We start from the raw sequence: 14,178 nt of genomic DNA on the forward strand, positions 1-14,178 counted from the left end.
AAGCGGCCGGTCCTGTTTTTCATTACACTGGTAAAAACCTAAAAAAGATCAGGCACGCCATGAATGCAGTCGATTATCAAGTATTGAAAAGCGCCGTCAGCTGGCTCCAGCAGGGCAAGCGGGTGGCGCTGGTGACGGTAGTGCGCAACTGGGGTTCGGCCCCGCGGCCGCTCGGTTCGCTGTTTGCGATCACCGACGATGGCGACTTCACCGGTTCGGTCTCGGGCGGCTGTATCGAAGACGACCTGATGCAGCGTTTTGCCGCGGCATTCCCGGAGCGCATAGAGCTGGTGCGCTACGGCATCAGCGCCGAACAGATGCAGCGTTTCGGCTTGCCTTGCGGCGGCACGCTGGAACTGGTGATCGAACCCTTGTCCGACGCTGCCTCGCTGACGCCTTTGCTGGACGCCGTCGCCGGCCGCAAGCTGGTGCAGCGCCGCCTGGACATGCGCAGCGGCGCGGCCAGCATCGAAGCCAGCGACGCCGATTTCGCCCTGCATTTCGACGAACAGGAATTGCTGCAGGTGTTCGGCCCGCGCTGGCGCTTGCTGATCATCGGCTGCGGCCAGGTGTCGGAATACCTGGCGCAGATGGCGCCGGCGCTGGATTTCTCGGTGTACCTGAACGATCCGCGCGAAGAACAGCGCCGCAACTGGCAGGTCGACGACGTGGTCTGGCTGGACGGCATGCCGGACGACGCCGTGCTGGCTTTCAAGCCGGACCGCCGCACCGTGATCGTCACCCTCAGCCATGACCCGAAAATCGACGACATGGCGCTGATGGAAGCGCTCAAGACGGATGCTTTCTACGTCGGCGCCATCGGCTCGATGGCAAGCACCGAGGCGCGCAAGGAAAGATTGCTGATGCTGGACCTGAGCCCGGAACAGATTAGCGACCTGCATGCACCCATCGGCTTGTCGATCCTGAGCCGCTCACCGGCCGAAATCGCGGTATCGGTGCTGGCCGAGCTGGTCATGCTGCGCAACCGCGGAAGGGTAGCGGTGTCGGCGTCCAGCTGTGCCGTCAATACCGACGGCCTGCGGATGGTAGAGCGGCCGTGAAACACGTGAAGGCAAATACATGAAGATGACGGATATTCCGTTTGGCACGACCGACTGGGAAACCGTCGAACGCACCGAACACAAGGGCGAGACCGGGATCGCCTATTGGCGCACCCGCCACTTCGGCGGCATTCGCGTGCGCATGGTCGAATACACGCCGGGCTACCTGGCCGACCACTGGTGCAGCAAAGGGCATATCCTGTTTTGCCTGGAAGGCGAACTGCACACCGAACTCGAAGACGGCCGCAGGTTCTTGCTGGCGGCCGGCATGAGTTACCAGGTTGCGGACGGCGCCGAACCGCACAAGTCGTTTACCGCGGTCGGGGCCAAGCTGTTCATCGTCGACTGAACGCAGTTCCAGGCAGGAAGTTTTGGCCTTGGCTCCTTTACTGTTGCCGCTAAGCTGCTAATATGAAAGTAGGCAATCCGCCAAGTAAACGGGCAGGATTGCCGTCGGGCGGGCAGACAGGAGTCCTTCAATGGATTTCGCACTGGATGGGAGCAAACCCACCAGGAAACTGGTTGGTTTCACGGTAGTCTTGGTTTTGCATATAGCGGTCGTATATGCACTGGTGACAGGTTTGGCGCGCAAAGTCGTCGAGGTCGTCCAGGAGCCGGTGATCACCAAGCTCATTGCAGAAATCAAGCCGCCGCCACCCCCGCCGCCGCCCGACAAGCCGGTGCCGCCACCGCCAAAATCGGCTGCGCCGCCGCCTCCCTACGTGCCGCCGCCAGAGGTCAAGGTCCAGCCGCAGCCGCAGGAAAACACGATTGCCGCGGTCACCAATGTCAAGCCGCCGAGCAACGAGCTGCCCACTTCCGTCGCGCAACCGGCGCCAGCCGCCACGGCCCAGGCCGCCGGCCCGCCGGCGCATACCAGCGCGAAAGTCGCAGGGCATTGCGAAAAACCGGAGTATCCCAGGACTTCCTTGCGCAATGAAGAGCAGGGCACGGTGAACGTGAAGCTGGTCATCGGCACCGATGGCAGCGTGGTGGACGCCGCGATTGAAAAGAGCAGCGGCTACAAGGACCTGGACCGGGCCACGCTGAAAGCCTGGAGCCTGTGTCATTTCACGCCGGCCATGGCGGACGGGCAGCCGGTACAATCGGCTACGCGCATGCAGTATGTCTGGAAGCTGGAGTGAGTGAATTGGCTGACCCTGGATCCGGGCATGTTGCGTCCGGCCTCGCGCGGGCCCACACACTTCAGGAGAATTCATGTTTGACCACGTCAAATTCGGCGTCAGCGACTATGCAGAGAGTAAAACGTTCTTCCTCAAGGCGCTCGAACCGCTCGGCGTAGTTGTCGCCGGGGAGGGGCAGCCTTCGTACGGCGTCGAGCTTATCGGCCCAAAGAGCAAGGCTTCATTGTGCCTGCACCAAACCGACGAAAGGCCGGCGCATCTTCACTTGGCGTTCGTGGCCGAAAATCGCGGGCAGGTCGACGCCTTCCATCGCGCGGCCCTGGAGGCGGGCGGCAAAGACAATGGTGCGCCTGGCCTGCGCCCGCGCTACCACGCGAACTACTATGCGGCTTTTGTCATTGGCCCGGACGGGCACAACATCGAAGTGGTTTGCCACGAACCCGAGGCCTGACCCTGCCATCGAGGGGATGTCCGCAAGCTCGGCTTGTGCGCCGGGCGGCCCTAGGCAAGGACCGCCGGCAATGCGCTTTTCAGGAAATCGACGAATGCCCTGACCGCCGGCGCCAGGCCGCGGCGCGATGGAAACAGCACCACAAGGTTGCCGGCCTTGGGCCGCCATTCCGGCAGCACCGTTTGCAACGTGCCGGCAGCCAGTTCGGCGCTGCACGCATAGCGCGGCAGGGTGGCGACGCCCATGCCGGCCAACGCCGCCTGCATCAGGATGGATAGATTGTCGCTCTGCAGCCGGAGTTTGCCGATTGCCGCCTGATGCTGCGTATCGCCCGGCCCCAGCAATCGCCAAGCGATGTCGCCGTCGCTCAGCGGTGCGTAATATAAGGCGTCGGCAGCAGCCAGCGCGGGCAGCTGGTCGATCGGGCCGTTATGCGCGAGATATTGCGGGCTGGCTACCAGCACCCAGTGCACCGAGCAAAGGCTGCTCTGCACCAGGCTCGACGATTCCAGCTGGGCGCCGATGCCGCGCACCACCACATCAATGTTTTCTTCGATCAGGTCGATCTGGCGATTGCTGGCCTGGACCATCAGGCGCACCTTGGGGAACTGCTGCATGAAGCGCGGCAGCAGGCGCGGCAAGGCAATGTCGGCAATCGCCATCGGCAGGCTGACGCGCACGGTGCCGACGGGTTCGTCCAGGCGTTTGCGAACCGCATCTTCCCCGGCGTGGGCCTCGGCGATCATGGCGGCGCAATGGCGGTAGAGCTCCTCGCCGGCCTCGGTCAGGCTCATGCGGCGCGAAGTGCGTTGCAGCAGGCGCGCACCCAGGCGCGCTTCCAGTTGCGAAATGCGGCGCGAGATGCGCGATTTCGGGATCCCCAGCGCATCGCCGGCCGCGGTAAAGCCGCGCCGCTCCACTACTTGGGCAAACAGATAAAGGTCATTCAGGTCGATTGCTAGAGGATTCATGGAAGTGGGCGCCTTGCAGTTTTATCGTTCCGCCAGTGAAACGATAAGTTGTTATTTTGCACCTTTAAGAACTATCGTTGCAAGCGCATTATGGATTCCAGGCGAGGAAAGTAACCCGCCGCTTACCAAAACCGTTTCCATCCTCAGGAGAATCACATGAAACACAGCAAACTTATCCAGGCTGGCGCCGTCGCTGCCTTGGCTTTCTCGCTCTTCGCCGCTAACGCTGCCGCAGCCGCCCCAGTTGCTGCGGCCGCCACCCGTATCCAGGGCGCCAACGCCTATCTCGCCCCGCAATCGCGCGACGACACCGTGCTGCTGCTGGTCGATCACCAGGTCGGCTTGTTCACCGGCGTGCGTGACATGCCAGTTGCCGAGCTCAGGCACAATGTGGTGGCGCTGGCCAAGGCGGCGCAGGCATTGGGCGTGCCCGTGATCATGACGGCCACCATGCCGGACGGCATGTGGGGGCCGACCATTCCGGAACTGCGCGCAGCCTTGCCTGGCGTGCCGGTGATCAACCGCACGGTGGTCAATGCCTGGGAAGATCCGCAGGTGCAAGCTGCGATCCGTAAAACCGGACGCAAGCAAATCCTGATCGCCGGCGTATCGCTGGAAGTCTGCGCAACCTTCCCAGCCTTGTCGGCCAAGGCCGCCGGCTACGATGCGCGCGTGGTGCTGGATGCGTCAGGCACATTCAACGACGCCAAGCGCACGGTCGGTCTGCAACGGCTGGCTGGCGCCGGCGTGCCGGTGACCGACTATGCGGCGGCGGCGGTCGAAATGCTGAGGGATAACACCGATCCCAAGGCGCAGGATGTCTACGCAGCGCTGGACATGCCGTTCGCCGGCCTGGTCTGGCAATTGCACAGTGCGTTCAGCAAGCCATAAGGCAGCGATCCTTGATCCGGAACAGGAGAATTCACATGAACCAGAGAGCATCTGTCTCACCGGCCGTGGCCGGGCACGAAATGCGCATCGGCCAGGGTTTCAACGCCAGGCATTTTGCGGAGAACGATTTCCAGGGGAGGATCGATCCGGTCGTCATGCTGGATCACTTCCACATGACAGCCCCTACCTTCGAACCGCATCCGCACGCCGGCATCTCGGCGGTGACTTATGTGTTTGAAGATTCCGCCAGCCCGCACCACAACTACGATTCGCTCGGCAACCGGGGACCGATCCATGCCGGCGACCTGCACTGGTTCGTCGCCGGGCGCGGCGCAGTGCATACCGAGCGGCCGGAAGGTGAAAACCCGCATGTGCATGCCTTGCAGATTTTCGTGAACCTGCCTGCCGCCCAGAAAATGATCGATCCGCTCGCAGTGCATGTGGATGCGGCCGATGTGCCCGTGTTCCAGGCCCCGGGCGTACGGGTGAGGGTGGTGGCAGGAGAATCGCAGGGTTTGCGCTCACCGGCGCAGTTGCCACAGCCGTTCACGCTGCTGGATGGTTTTCTTGAAGCCGGCGGAACCTTTGAACATGCGGTTCCAGCCGGCTGGAACGCCATGATCTATGCAGTGCAGGGAACGCTCAGCCTGAGCATGGACGCTTTCGCCTGCGCCCGGCAGTTGGCGGAGGGCCACGCGCTAGGGGCAACCGAGGCAAGCGCCGTCAGGTTGGCAGCGGCAGATTCCGTCCACTTCGTGATCCTGTCGGGCCCGGCGCTGAGAGAGCCCATGGTTAAGCATGGGCCGCTGGTGATGAACAGCGTTGAACAGATGGATGATCGCTTGCTGGCATATCGACGTGGCGAGTTCGGCCAATTGGCAATGGCTGCCGGCCGAGCTGACAATCCCTCTGCGGCTGACGATGCACCGTGAGATGCATTGCAGAAGGATCGACGAAGGAAGGGACCTTGGCCAGCTGGTTGAGATGTTCCGGGAAGGCCGCGTAAATGCGGCCCAGGCGCCCGCCGGTTAACGCACAAGCTCAACCGCGTCCCTGCCAGCGCGAAGCTGAGGCAGGGACGTCGGCGAAGCACCTGCTTGGGCTGTACTACTCTGCCGTGGTCGGATCAATTACCGAGGTGACTTCGGAGACACGGTTTGCAGGAAAGCCCCCTTGCTGGGCATGTTCCCGAACCAGCTCTTCATTCGCCGCGATATAGACGCAGTAGATCTTGTCGCCGGTAACATAACTCTGGAGCCATTGAATCTGCGGCCCCATCTTGTTCAGCACGCCGCACGACTTTTGCGAAATGGCTTGGAGCTCTTGTGATGACAACTTCCCGGCCCCAGGAATTTCACGCTCAATTACGTACTTTGGCATAGCATTCTCCTCAGGATGATTTCCGAGTGAGTACCACACTCCCGGGCCCCACTCGTCACGCACGCCATGACACCTTATATTTATACACCACGCCGCCGGTCAGGATCGTTAAAATTTTCAGAACATGCCAATGAGCAATAACTGTTTGGTTCGTTGTGGAACCATTGGATTAAATGTATCGCGCGGGCATGAGTATGCGTTGGTCTGCTTATGGTTCCGGCTGATCGCGAGCGACCAAGCTCAAGTACTCTTCCAAGCCTGGCGTGCGAAGCGGTTTGACGAGCACCCGAATCGTATGAGTCATGCTACCAAATTGCACGTCGGTGCGGCGGCGGACCTCCTTGTACCCGACCTTCTCCCAGAAGCGTTCTGCCTTCAAGTTGCCGGCCACGGCGCCCAGGCGCAACCAGGACGCACCTTCTTCTTTTGCCCATTCCTCAAGCCGCTCGTACAGGAATCCGGCTGTGCCCGTCCCATGCAGCGAAGTAGCGACGATGAACGTGCCTATGTGCCAAACGTGCGGAGCGAAGAGATTTGAAAGCACCGTCGCCATTCCCACGAAGCGGTCTGCTCTGTCCACGAAGCCGATCACATATGCCTCATCAAAGGACATGTCAGCGGGCGGCCGATCTTCGAACTCCTGCCTGGCTTCGTCAGGTCGAGGCAACATGCCGTTGACTGCAAGGAAGTACTCGGGATTGGCAACGAAGAAATCCTGCAACGCGGGCAGGTCGTCTTCGGTTAACTTCCTGGCTTCAAAGCCTGTGGCGTCGAATAGGATTTCCGGGACTTGTGTGGACATATGCTGACGCCTGTTGTTGTATGTAATCCGGATCCTCGAACAATTAATATTGACATGCCCGATTGGCTGATTGATCGGATGGCCGCTCTTGGGCGATAACATTCGCTGGCGATAGGCAGTTAACGACCCCAAGCGGCCTATCGGATTTCTCCGAAGCGGACATTCATATCGGACGTCACGGGTTCTTTTGATTAAAACGAGTTGCCGACTCTTCTAGCTCAATAACTCGAGTCACTCTTCCTCTACCTACGGTTCGTGCGCCCTCTCGAATTTCGAACGTCATATCTGGATAAATCTTCCCAAGGTGTTCTGCCGGACTCAGGAATCCCAAAAAAGCTCTGACGGTATCTCCGGGATTGGCTTGTTTGACATCAGGGTAAACGTGTCTTGCATCCCAATCATGTCCATCGTAGTAAAACTGTGGCCGATAGTCATCAAATGCAGGAGAACGCCTGCCGCCTTCGGCAGGCGTTAGAAAGTAAATTTCCGCTTCGATATCGTGTGGAATTTTCATCATAATTTGAGCCAATTATCATGCATTGGTGAATGTGTTATTGCTATTCAATGCCGTAGCTGGCCCGACCGACAGGAATTGGCCTTTTTTGAGGCGGCCACGACAAGTTGATTTCGACCCTAAGCGGTCATTTTCTCTTCCGTTAAGCGGTCAGTTACTGCGGGTTGTTATCGTCGGCTTTTGCCAATGAACCAAAAATCGACCAATACTTTTGCATGTATTCAGGCAAATGACGCTGACTTAGGAGAGAAAGATTTACCGTAAATTTTTCTTGTTTTCCATCATTCTTTAGTGCGTGCTGAACAACAAGAAATGGAGTCCTTAATCCAGTTGTGTTTATGTTTTGTATCGAAGCCCAAGGGTAAATCCGTTTGTCGTATCGACAGCCTGTTCGACAAATTTTCACAGCCGGGTCTTCAATATTCACCAATATCGCCGCTGCGTTCTTCGCTTTCAGTCCAAAAAATATTGTGAACGGTAGAAATATTACGCCTAACAGAATTCCTGCCGACAACTCACCGGATTGCTTTACGGGAAACCAAAGCCACAGAAAATTAAGTGCTAGCATGACGACCGTTACGGAGGTGTACATCACGATGTCCCATAACACGCTCCATTTCGAATAAAAAAAATCCATACTCTCAGGTAAATCCATCTGCGCTTCTATTCCCGCGATGGCCTTCGACCAGTCTGAAGCACTTTTCCCCATCCGGTTTCCTGCGTAGGCAAGAACAATCGGAAGACTAAACAAGAGTACGAGGAAGAGAATATACATGTAGTTGCCAATAAAATATTATTTGAATGTTCGCTGTTTTGGTATTAGCTTGCGAAGAAAACAGTATGCTTATCTCTAGCGCGATGACATACCCTATGAGGACCGCTGAGAGATTTCTTTCGGAGAAAAATTCTCAGTGGCCGGCTCTGGCCGATTACAGTCCTTCAAAAGTATCTTAGTCAAGACTAACTCTGCGTTAGTAGCGCACGGTGTCCTAGCTTGAGTAACCGTAGCGTGTTATGTATATCGCAATTATTTTTAATTTTTATTGCCCCTAATAAATACATGCTAATTTAGCACAAAGCTTTTAGCTATATTATTCTCTTCCAGCACGACACCTTTGGAGGTCCAAGCCACATGGGTGGGGTCGTCTTGTCCGTAGGCATTATGAGTGACCGCTTATGTATACATACACGACTGGCTGCTCTTGGCTGACTGCGGGCTAACGACGCCACATTTCGAATTCACCGTTTTTACCGATGGATAGAGCCATACAGCACCTGTTCAATCGGCATTCTTACTCTGTCTTGAAAATTCTATGCACCTGAAATTAATTTCAATTTCCATCATTGCATGCTTGTTCACTGCGGCTTGTAGTACGCCATCGAACAACGTGATAACAACAAGAGCTAAAACGAAGCCATCAACATGTGGACACCCCCGCTATCCACGAGCATCTCTGGCTGCTAACGAAACTGGAGTTGTAGATGTGAGTCTGCATATCTCCAAAGAAGGACGAGTTATAGAAACAAAAATAGCGAGCTCTAGTGGATATCAAAGATTAGATTCGACAGCCGCTCAAGCAATGAGAGCGTGCGAATTTGTACCTGCTACAGTGAATGGTGTAGCAGTAGATTCGTGGGAAACGTTGAGATGGATCTGGCACACTAAATAGTGATGGAGGATATCAAAAGAAATAATTGCTCCCAGCTGGACAGCTTGGACCGTGATGTCGGCTTCTGGCCGTTTCGAGCCGGTCGCAACAGGTTGATTTCGACCCACCTTGCTCTGGTCAAAAATTATGATCGGACGATTATATCGTTAGCTTTAGTGAGTGCGGTTTTGCAATATCGACAAAGTTCATCTTCATGAAAATTGGAACCGCCACACGCGGTGCACGTAATTGGGTCCGGGTCGTTGGAACGATCCTCAAGAAAGAAATAGATCATAAGTGCGATGAGACTTAGCGGTATCAAGAGCAACCATCCACCAGATCGTTTCTTCGCCTTCAAATAAAACCAGCAAGCTGCTAGAAGACTGATTGCGGTGATCCAGGCAAGAACCTCGACAAACCATTCAAGGTTTCCGTCCTCAATCAAAAATCGCGTAGCAATAAGTCCGCCCATACCCGAAATATATACGGCTGCAGAAATGTTTCGCTTCTTCAAATAGCTGGGGATCATTGCGAACCTTAAAATTGTGGGAATAGAAAGGCCATTCGTAAAATATTGACCTCAGCATCTCAATTTAACACGACATTTTGCCAAAAATATTGGCGCAATGACCGGTATGGAGAACAAATTCGAAAGTCCGGTTTTGGCCGTTTTGAGCCGGCCGCAACAGGTCGATTTCGACCCAAAGGCGTCATTGGCGATGCTCTAAAGCGGACACTCACATTCCTTCAAACATCATCTGCTGGAACATCTGAAGACGACCTATCGGGCAGTAGCCTCTTCTGTTGAGGGAATGTATGGAAACTCCTCAGGAACTTCGAGCCCGCGGAAATCCCCGACGGCGTTCGAGCGCTGCTTTACGACAAACGATGTGATGTCTTCGATTGACAGCAATTCCTGCTCTCCGTATCGCCGCAGCAAGCTTCCTCGTAGGCCAAGTTGAATGGCGCGACGTTCGACGGGGCATCCTGTCGGATCATGATCTGGATCCCATTGGAGTCTTGCTTCCGATCGCGCCAATCTTTCTCCCCATTCTTGCGGAGTTGCGTAATGGGACGCAGCAAAAGTCGAAGTAACGGAGGAACTTAGCAGCTCGTCAAAAAAATGTCTCGGAAGTCGGATAGCAAGAATACGCTCTTGCCCTTCCTTGGTGGCCCAACCTGACCGGAACATCATCCAAAGAAAGTTCGGTTTTATCCAACTCATGCGACCGAAGCTAAATTCGCCACCAAATCGTTGGTGGGCGATCGCGTACTCGGCGATTGCCGGACTATAGGCTTGATAGACGTAGATCGAATCGGCATCATACTGCGCCATCACATGCTGACCCGACGAAGGCCATAGCTTAACCTGATCCAGGTATGGCAGATAACGCATCGTCCCGCCGACAGTGGACGCAGGTCCGAGTGATTTCTGGTTCACGCCCAAAACTTCCACCAAGGCGCGTCCGTTCGAGGCGCGGGGGGCTGTTCGGCTCGGTACCCATGCAGCAACTCGTCTCGCGTATGGTACTTCCCGTATTCATTGACACCGATAATGTCAAAACCGAATCCCTGCACTAGAGCCATAAGTGCCCCTATTCCACCGTACGGATAGCAATCAGGGTTGATTTGAAGCTCAGCGATGTTCTCCCCCGCTTGCTCAAGGCCAAGTACCGTGTATTCCGCGGTGTTGATTGAATCAACCACGCTGTAGAAGTCCCATCTCCCAATCAAATGGTCTTCCGGTTCAGAGATTACAACTGGTGACGATGCTCGCCGTTGTGCGAGCTCATTCAAAGCGTCTTCGTCAGGCCAATCGAAATTATCCCGTAGCTGTGTGGGAACCAATGGCGCCCAGCTCGAGAATGTGCGGAATGAGCCAGAATCCTTGTCCTGTTTTATCTCACCATACAATCGGCCAAGTGCTTCTAGGTGCTCAGCGTTGTCAAAGGTAAAGCGGACACCAAATTTTTCCATCTCGTTCATGTTGGCAATCCTTCTAGTACGTGGTTCGGTATCGACCGTCCACAATTGGCCGATAACGGATGGTCGGCTTACCGACGGTCGCATTGCGGAGCTTCACCATTCTTTTGTTATATCAACCGATTGTTCGTCAATGTACAGGTGGTACGATTCATAGCCCTGGTCATCAACAGTCAATATCAAGGTTCCTGTCTCTCCGAATTGGAGGCTCAATTCATTGTTGGGAAGGCGCCCTACAGCAGTGATTGATTGTCCCAGAAGCGGGATTAGATTAGTCGCTGGCGTCGCCAAGTCCGAGCTTTCGGCTTTAATACTTTGGCCGAGTCCCCCTTTGTACTCAAAACCTGATTCGATTTCGACACGAGCTCCACTACCATATTTCGGTTCCGATGAAACCGCCGTCTTTATCTGGATAAAACTGAGCATTAGATAGTGACGGCCAATAGACAAATTGCTTAGCTCCTGTCCCACTAATTCGTCGAGCGGAAAATCCGCAGGAATTGAAAGTCCAGCCACTTTCAAGCCTTTCTTATTGGAGGGAATATCTATTTAGTGATGCGGCCATACATATCCTCACCTGTCAGTAAGCTTATTTTTCGCAGAAGATTTTCCTTTGATATGTATGGCTCTCCGCTATCTGCCTTCCGAGCGGCGAGGTCCATACATTCAGACCTCAGCTTTGCGGTTAGCTCATAAAGAATCGACACAATTGTCAGATTTTCAGATTCACTAGACATCATCTCTGCACCAAGACGGTATGCTTTTTCGTATTCGCCATTGCGAACATGTGTCGCAAGCTGGTCATCAGTATTTGATAGCAATTATCCTCCCGCACCAAAATTGGCAAAGCAATATTAAATAGCAGACTTGGTCGAATGACTGCAGTTGGCCGTTTTGAGCCGGCCGCAACAAGTCGATTTCGACCCTAAGCGGTCTAACAGACTTCTCCAAAGCGGACGTTCGAGCCACAGCTAACGATTCATTTTTTTCTCGTATAAAACTACGGCGGGGATTGAGTAAATTAATCGAGCGGGTGAGCTGCCAAATATGCCGTTAAATCGGAATTAACAATTCCCAAACACCCAGACTCTAACCATTTCTCAAAATATTCGGGATATGCTGAGTAGTAGTGCGTACCTTCTTTCATTTTTTCTTCATTTAGGCCGAGCTTAGCAACAAACAGAACATGCTCCAAGGCCATTCTGTAAATATGAAGTTCATTTTTCGACTTCGGAACATTTTCTGGCGTCTCCGTGCAATATTTTGACTCCCCCTCCATCAAGTCTGCCAAGTCCTTAGCTCGGCCATTTTCAATCAACATCTTCACCAAATTTGTGTTTATTTTTGACATAATATTTCGACTTTATAGCGTAGGTATCACCGACTGCTTTTGGCCGGAAGCAGACCCGCCTATTAAGTTGAATGACAACACGGTGCCTCACTGAACCCAACAAAACTGCTCGGGCACATGATTTTCTTTTCGTTTCCTGTTAAATTCGTCCAGATTTTTGGGGTCATCAAAATACTGTGCCTCCTTCCGAGCGCGTGCTTTGATATCCGCAATGGATTTCTTAAGATTTTCTGCGCGATCACCAGGCAGCGCAGGTAATTGCGCCATATACATGGCCTCGTATGGATGTTGCTCAATCCAAGTAATCGAATTCAAATTCGCTTCTCGTTGTTTCGACAAATCACAAAAAGCATAGCTATTGAAGAATGGCCCCGCAAGTATTGCAAAATTTCTGATGGTATCTTCAACTTGAGCAAGAGATGGGGACTTGACGTCTAAAACTCCCGCCATCGCAAGATAACGATTCTTTGCAACGTAAAACCAAAAAACGGCGTCATCGCGGAACCCAACGTCGTACAGCCTGATCGCCAGTACCATAAGTGTCATCGGCGTAACAAGTTGCGGTTGTGCCTGAATGGCATCTCGGACCGCCAGAATGTCTTCCCGCTTGTTGGAAGCCAATTGATTATCGAAAGCCTTTGCGACGTTCACTACCGGATAGCCTTCCGGTGTTTGAGCCGATTGATAGTATGGAGAGACAAAGATGCCGATATGCCTGATCGGCTTCATCTGATCTGTTCTATCGCCAGGATTTTGTTGCGAAGTCTGAGCCTCTGCCCACATGCAAATTGAGAAAATAGCCAGTGCGAAAAGAATTCTCTTAAACATAAATGCTCTTACCTTTAATGGTGAAAAAGTATCAACTGGATAGAGATGATGTGGGTTTTTTGGGATGACCACATTTTCCCTTTGCAATTACTGTCCTGCGTCGGTTCTCACATTATGATTTACACGCCAACTATATTGGGCGCTTTTTTTTAGAATTTTCGAACGTTATGGGAGGCTTCTGGAAGTCGCCTTTTGGCCGTTTCCAGACCATTTTTCCACATACACTAGATTTCATGACTCTTTCTCGGAGAGAGTCCTCGAAGAATCTCTAAACGATTCGCAGGAGCATTAGAAGCAAAGAACTCTGGAATAGTCATTGCGTCGCGCTGCGGTCTGGATAGAAACTCCACAGGCCATTCAGTAATTCGCTGTTCCTGGACATGTACATATTGTCCGGGAATTGATTCGTCAATGTACTCACGTTGCAAGACTAACGCCAGCGGCTCTTCTGTTCCGTCATTAGCTCTGGAAAATGCATCAGCATCTTCGTAACTGGCGAAGGCGTAATAGTAATCAGATCCATCCTCTTCATCGGGCGCCCCCCGTTCCGGGTGACACCACACTCGGTATTCGAGAACAGCATCCCAAACAAAACCACCACCAGCCTTTGCAACGGCTGGGTACGTACCTACTTTGGAAGGTTCGAGTACGGGAGGATATTGCACAATTAGGCCCTTTCGTAATTTTAAATTTTAAAGTAATGCTAGCGAAGGGGCGTTTTTAATGCCTGCTATTGGCCGATAACGGAATATGGACCCGCACCTGGTCTCGTTAGGACTCTCGATGCCAATGAATGTAGTAGCAATCACGTTGAGACTGAAGGAGCAGGACGCGTCCGCAACAATATCGACACCCATCAATTAGGGTAAAGCACTCGACCACGTCAGTGGGGAAGTTGGCCCGCTCCAAGCCAGAAACTCGCGTCAAGTCTGACCGAATGACTTCAAGGATGTTTTCAAGTGGGCCTGAAGTACCCGGTTCTATTCGGGCGGTGAGCGTATCTATTAAAGAGTCTGCTGCGATGCAGCTCGACCAGAAAGCATCTGGAGTTACTTGTGGCCCAAGCTTCACGCGTGTTATGTACACAAATCCAAACGGTACATAGGAACAAGAAGTATCAATTTCTATGCTTTCGCTTTTTCCCTCGATATT

General features: G+C 53.7%; 18 protein-coding genes. 7 read left to right on the top strand and 11 right to left on the bottom strand.

What is annotated here, in order from left to right:
- Nucleotides 1-59 precede the first annotated feature (59 nt).
- From AC07RZ_RS07100 to AC07RZ_RS07115, 4 genes are all read left to right on the top strand, one after another.
- On the top strand, nucleotides 60-1,061 hold the full coding sequence (locus AC07RZ_RS07100; RefSeq protein WP_494667414.1) for an XdhC family protein: 1,002 nt from the start codon (nucleotides 60-62) through the stop codon (nucleotides 1,059-1,061).
- A 19-nt stretch (nucleotides 1,062-1,080) separates the two neighbouring features.
- A complete protein-coding gene (locus AC07RZ_RS07105) occupies nucleotides 1,081-1,410 on the top strand; it encodes a DHCW motif cupin fold protein (RefSeq protein WP_144738489.1) in 330 nt (109 codons plus the stop codon).
- A gap of 130 nt (nucleotides 1,411-1,540) precedes the next feature.
- Complete coding sequence (locus AC07RZ_RS07110; RefSeq protein ID WP_494667415.1) at nucleotides 1,541-2,206, top strand: energy transducer TonB; 666 nt, start codon at nucleotides 1,541-1,543, stop codon at nucleotides 2,204-2,206.
- Between the two features lie 73 nt (nucleotides 2,207-2,279).
- Complete coding sequence (locus tag AC07RZ_RS07115; RefSeq protein ID WP_494667416.1) at nucleotides 2,280-2,657, top strand: VOC family protein; 378 nt, start codon at nucleotides 2,280-2,282, stop codon at nucleotides 2,655-2,657.
- 50 nt (nucleotides 2,658-2,707) lie between these two features.
- Here the strand turns inward: AC07RZ_RS07115 and AC07RZ_RS07120 are convergent, their stop codons facing one another.
- The gene (locus tag AC07RZ_RS07120; RefSeq protein ID WP_494667417.1) at nucleotides 2,708-3,628 is read right to left on the bottom strand and encodes a LysR substrate-binding domain-containing protein; all 921 of its coding nucleotides are present in this window, start codon (nucleotides 3,626-3,628) and stop codon (nucleotides 2,708-2,710) included.
- Nucleotides 3,629-3,784: 156 nt separating this feature from the next.
- Between AC07RZ_RS07120 and AC07RZ_RS07125 the strand changes: the two genes are divergently transcribed.
- Together AC07RZ_RS07125 and AC07RZ_RS07130 are read left to right on the top strand one after the other, a co-directional pair.
- Complete coding sequence (locus AC07RZ_RS07125) at nucleotides 3,785-4,519, top strand: isochorismatase family protein (RefSeq protein ID WP_494667418.1); 735 nt, start codon at nucleotides 3,785-3,787, stop codon at nucleotides 4,517-4,519.
- A gap of 35 nt (nucleotides 4,520-4,554) precedes the next feature.
- A complete protein-coding gene (locus AC07RZ_RS07130; protein ID WP_494667419.1) occupies nucleotides 4,555-5,451 on the top strand; it encodes a pirin family protein in 897 nt (298 codons plus the stop codon).
- Between the two features lie 175 nt (nucleotides 5,452-5,626).
- On the opposite strand, the gene AC07RZ_RS07135 is transcribed toward AC07RZ_RS07130, so the two are convergent.
- From AC07RZ_RS07135 to AC07RZ_RS07150, 4 genes are all read right to left on the bottom strand, one after another.
- Nucleotides 5,627-5,899 (bottom strand): DUF4242 domain-containing protein, encoded by a 273-nt coding sequence (locus AC07RZ_RS07135; protein WP_144738484.1) that lies wholly within the window; start codon nucleotides 5,897-5,899, stop codon nucleotides 5,627-5,629.
- Between the two features lie 208 nt (nucleotides 5,900-6,107).
- The gene (locus AC07RZ_RS07140) at nucleotides 6,108-6,701 is read right to left on the bottom strand and encodes a GNAT family N-acetyltransferase (protein WP_494667420.1); all 594 of its coding nucleotides are present in this window, start codon (nucleotides 6,699-6,701) and stop codon (nucleotides 6,108-6,110) included.
- Between the two features lie 175 nt (nucleotides 6,702-6,876).
- Complete coding sequence (locus AC07RZ_RS07145; RefSeq protein WP_494667421.1) at nucleotides 6,877-7,218, bottom strand: EF-Tu C-terminal domain-related protein; 342 nt, start codon at nucleotides 7,216-7,218, stop codon at nucleotides 6,877-6,879.
- Between the two features lie 151 nt (nucleotides 7,219-7,369).
- Nucleotides 7,370-7,990: a hypothetical protein gene (locus AC07RZ_RS07150; protein ID WP_494667422.1), complete on the bottom strand. Its 621-nt coding sequence runs from the start codon at nucleotides 7,988-7,990 to the stop codon at nucleotides 7,370-7,372.
- A gap of 538 nt (nucleotides 7,991-8,528) precedes the next feature.
- Here AC07RZ_RS07150 and AC07RZ_RS07155 point away from each other — a divergent pair.
- Nucleotides 8,529-8,885 (top strand): energy transducer TonB, encoded by a 357-nt coding sequence (locus tag AC07RZ_RS07155; RefSeq protein WP_494667423.1) that lies wholly within the window; start codon nucleotides 8,529-8,531, stop codon nucleotides 8,883-8,885.
- A gap of 760 nt (nucleotides 8,886-9,645) precedes the next feature.
- Here the strand turns inward: AC07RZ_RS07155 and AC07RZ_RS07160 are convergent.
- The 6 genes from AC07RZ_RS07160 to AC07RZ_RS07185 form a co-directional block, all read right to left on the bottom strand.
- On the bottom strand, nucleotides 9,646-10,305 hold the full coding sequence (locus AC07RZ_RS07160) for a DUF4291 domain-containing protein (protein ID WP_494667424.1): 660 nt from the start codon (nucleotides 10,303-10,305) through the stop codon (nucleotides 9,646-9,648).
- The gene (locus AC07RZ_RS07165) at nucleotides 10,302-10,850 is read right to left on the bottom strand and encodes a hypothetical protein (RefSeq protein WP_494667425.1); all 549 of its coding nucleotides are present in this window, start codon (nucleotides 10,848-10,850) and stop codon (nucleotides 10,302-10,304) included. The genes AC07RZ_RS07160 and AC07RZ_RS07165 overlap by 4 nt, the downstream gene beginning before the upstream one ends.
- Nucleotides 10,851-10,943: 93 nt before the next feature.
- A complete protein-coding gene (locus AC07RZ_RS07170; RefSeq protein WP_494667426.1) occupies nucleotides 10,944-11,369 on the bottom strand; it encodes a hypothetical protein in 426 nt (141 codons plus the stop codon).
- A gap of 499 nt (nucleotides 11,370-11,868) precedes the next feature.
- On the bottom strand, nucleotides 11,869-12,198 hold the full coding sequence (locus AC07RZ_RS07175; RefSeq protein ID WP_494667427.1) for a hypothetical protein: 330 nt from the start codon (nucleotides 12,196-12,198) through the stop codon (nucleotides 11,869-11,871).
- An 87-nt stretch (nucleotides 12,199-12,285) separates the two neighbouring features.
- Nucleotides 12,286-13,113, bottom strand: a complete 828-nt coding sequence (locus AC07RZ_RS07180; RefSeq protein ID WP_494667428.1) for a hypothetical protein — start codon at nucleotides 13,111-13,113, stop codon at nucleotides 12,286-12,288.
- A gap of 137 nt (nucleotides 13,114-13,250) precedes the next feature.
- The gene (locus tag AC07RZ_RS07185; RefSeq protein WP_494667429.1) at nucleotides 13,251-13,691 is read right to left on the bottom strand and encodes a GCN5 family acetyltransferase; all 441 of its coding nucleotides are present in this window, start codon (nucleotides 13,689-13,691) and stop codon (nucleotides 13,251-13,253) included.
- Nucleotides 13,692-14,178 lie beyond the last annotated feature (487 nt).

Source organism: Collimonas sp. GW821-FHT07E08 (assembly GCF_059418905.1).

Excerpts from the sequence above, each read along its gene's own strand:
- AC07RZ_RS07100 (WP_494667414.1), top strand. The coding sequence starts at position 60 with ATGAATGCAGTCGATTATCAAGTATTGAAAAGCGCCGTCAGCTGGCTC.
- AC07RZ_RS07105 (WP_144738489.1), top strand. The coding sequence starts at position 1,081 with ATGAAGATGACGGATATTCCGTTTGGCACGACCGACTGGGAAACCGTC.
- AC07RZ_RS07110 (WP_494667415.1), top strand. The coding sequence starts at position 1,541 with ATGGATTTCGCACTGGATGGGAGCAAACCCACCAGGAAACTGGTTGGT.
- AC07RZ_RS07115 (WP_494667416.1), top strand. The coding sequence starts at position 2,280 with ATGTTTGACCACGTCAAATTCGGCGTCAGCGACTATGCAGAGAGTAAA.
- AC07RZ_RS07120 (WP_494667417.1), bottom strand. The coding sequence starts at position 3,628 with ATGAATCCTCTAGCAATCGACCTGAATGACCTTTATCTGTTTGCCCAA.
- AC07RZ_RS07125 (WP_494667418.1), top strand. The coding sequence starts at position 3,785 with ATGAAACACAGCAAACTTATCCAGGCTGGCGCCGTCGCTGCCTTGGCT.
- AC07RZ_RS07130 (WP_494667419.1), top strand. The coding sequence starts at position 4,555 with ATGAACCAGAGAGCATCTGTCTCACCGGCCGTGGCCGGGCACGAAATG.
- AC07RZ_RS07135 (WP_144738484.1), bottom strand. The coding sequence starts at position 5,899 with ATGCCAAAGTACGTAATTGAGCGTGAAATTCCTGGGGCCGGGAAGTTG.
- AC07RZ_RS07140 (WP_494667420.1), bottom strand. The coding sequence starts at position 6,701 with ATGTCCACACAAGTCCCGGAAATCCTATTCGACGCCACAGGCTTTGAA.
- AC07RZ_RS07145 (WP_494667421.1), bottom strand. The coding sequence starts at position 7,218 with ATGATGAAAATTCCACACGATATCGAAGCGGAAATTTACTTTCTAACG.
- AC07RZ_RS07150 (WP_494667422.1), bottom strand. The coding sequence starts at position 7,990 with ATGTATATTCTCTTCCTCGTACTCTTGTTTAGTCTTCCGATTGTTCTT.
- AC07RZ_RS07155 (WP_494667423.1), top strand. The coding sequence starts at position 8,529 with ATGCACCTGAAATTAATTTCAATTTCCATCATTGCATGCTTGTTCACT.
- AC07RZ_RS07165 (WP_494667425.1), bottom strand. The coding sequence starts at position 10,850 with ATGAACGAGATGGAAAAATTTGGTGTCCGCTTTACCTTTGACAACGCT.
- AC07RZ_RS07175 (WP_494667427.1), bottom strand. The coding sequence starts at position 12,198 with ATGTCAAAAATAAACACAAATTTGGTGAAGATGTTGATTGAAAATGGC.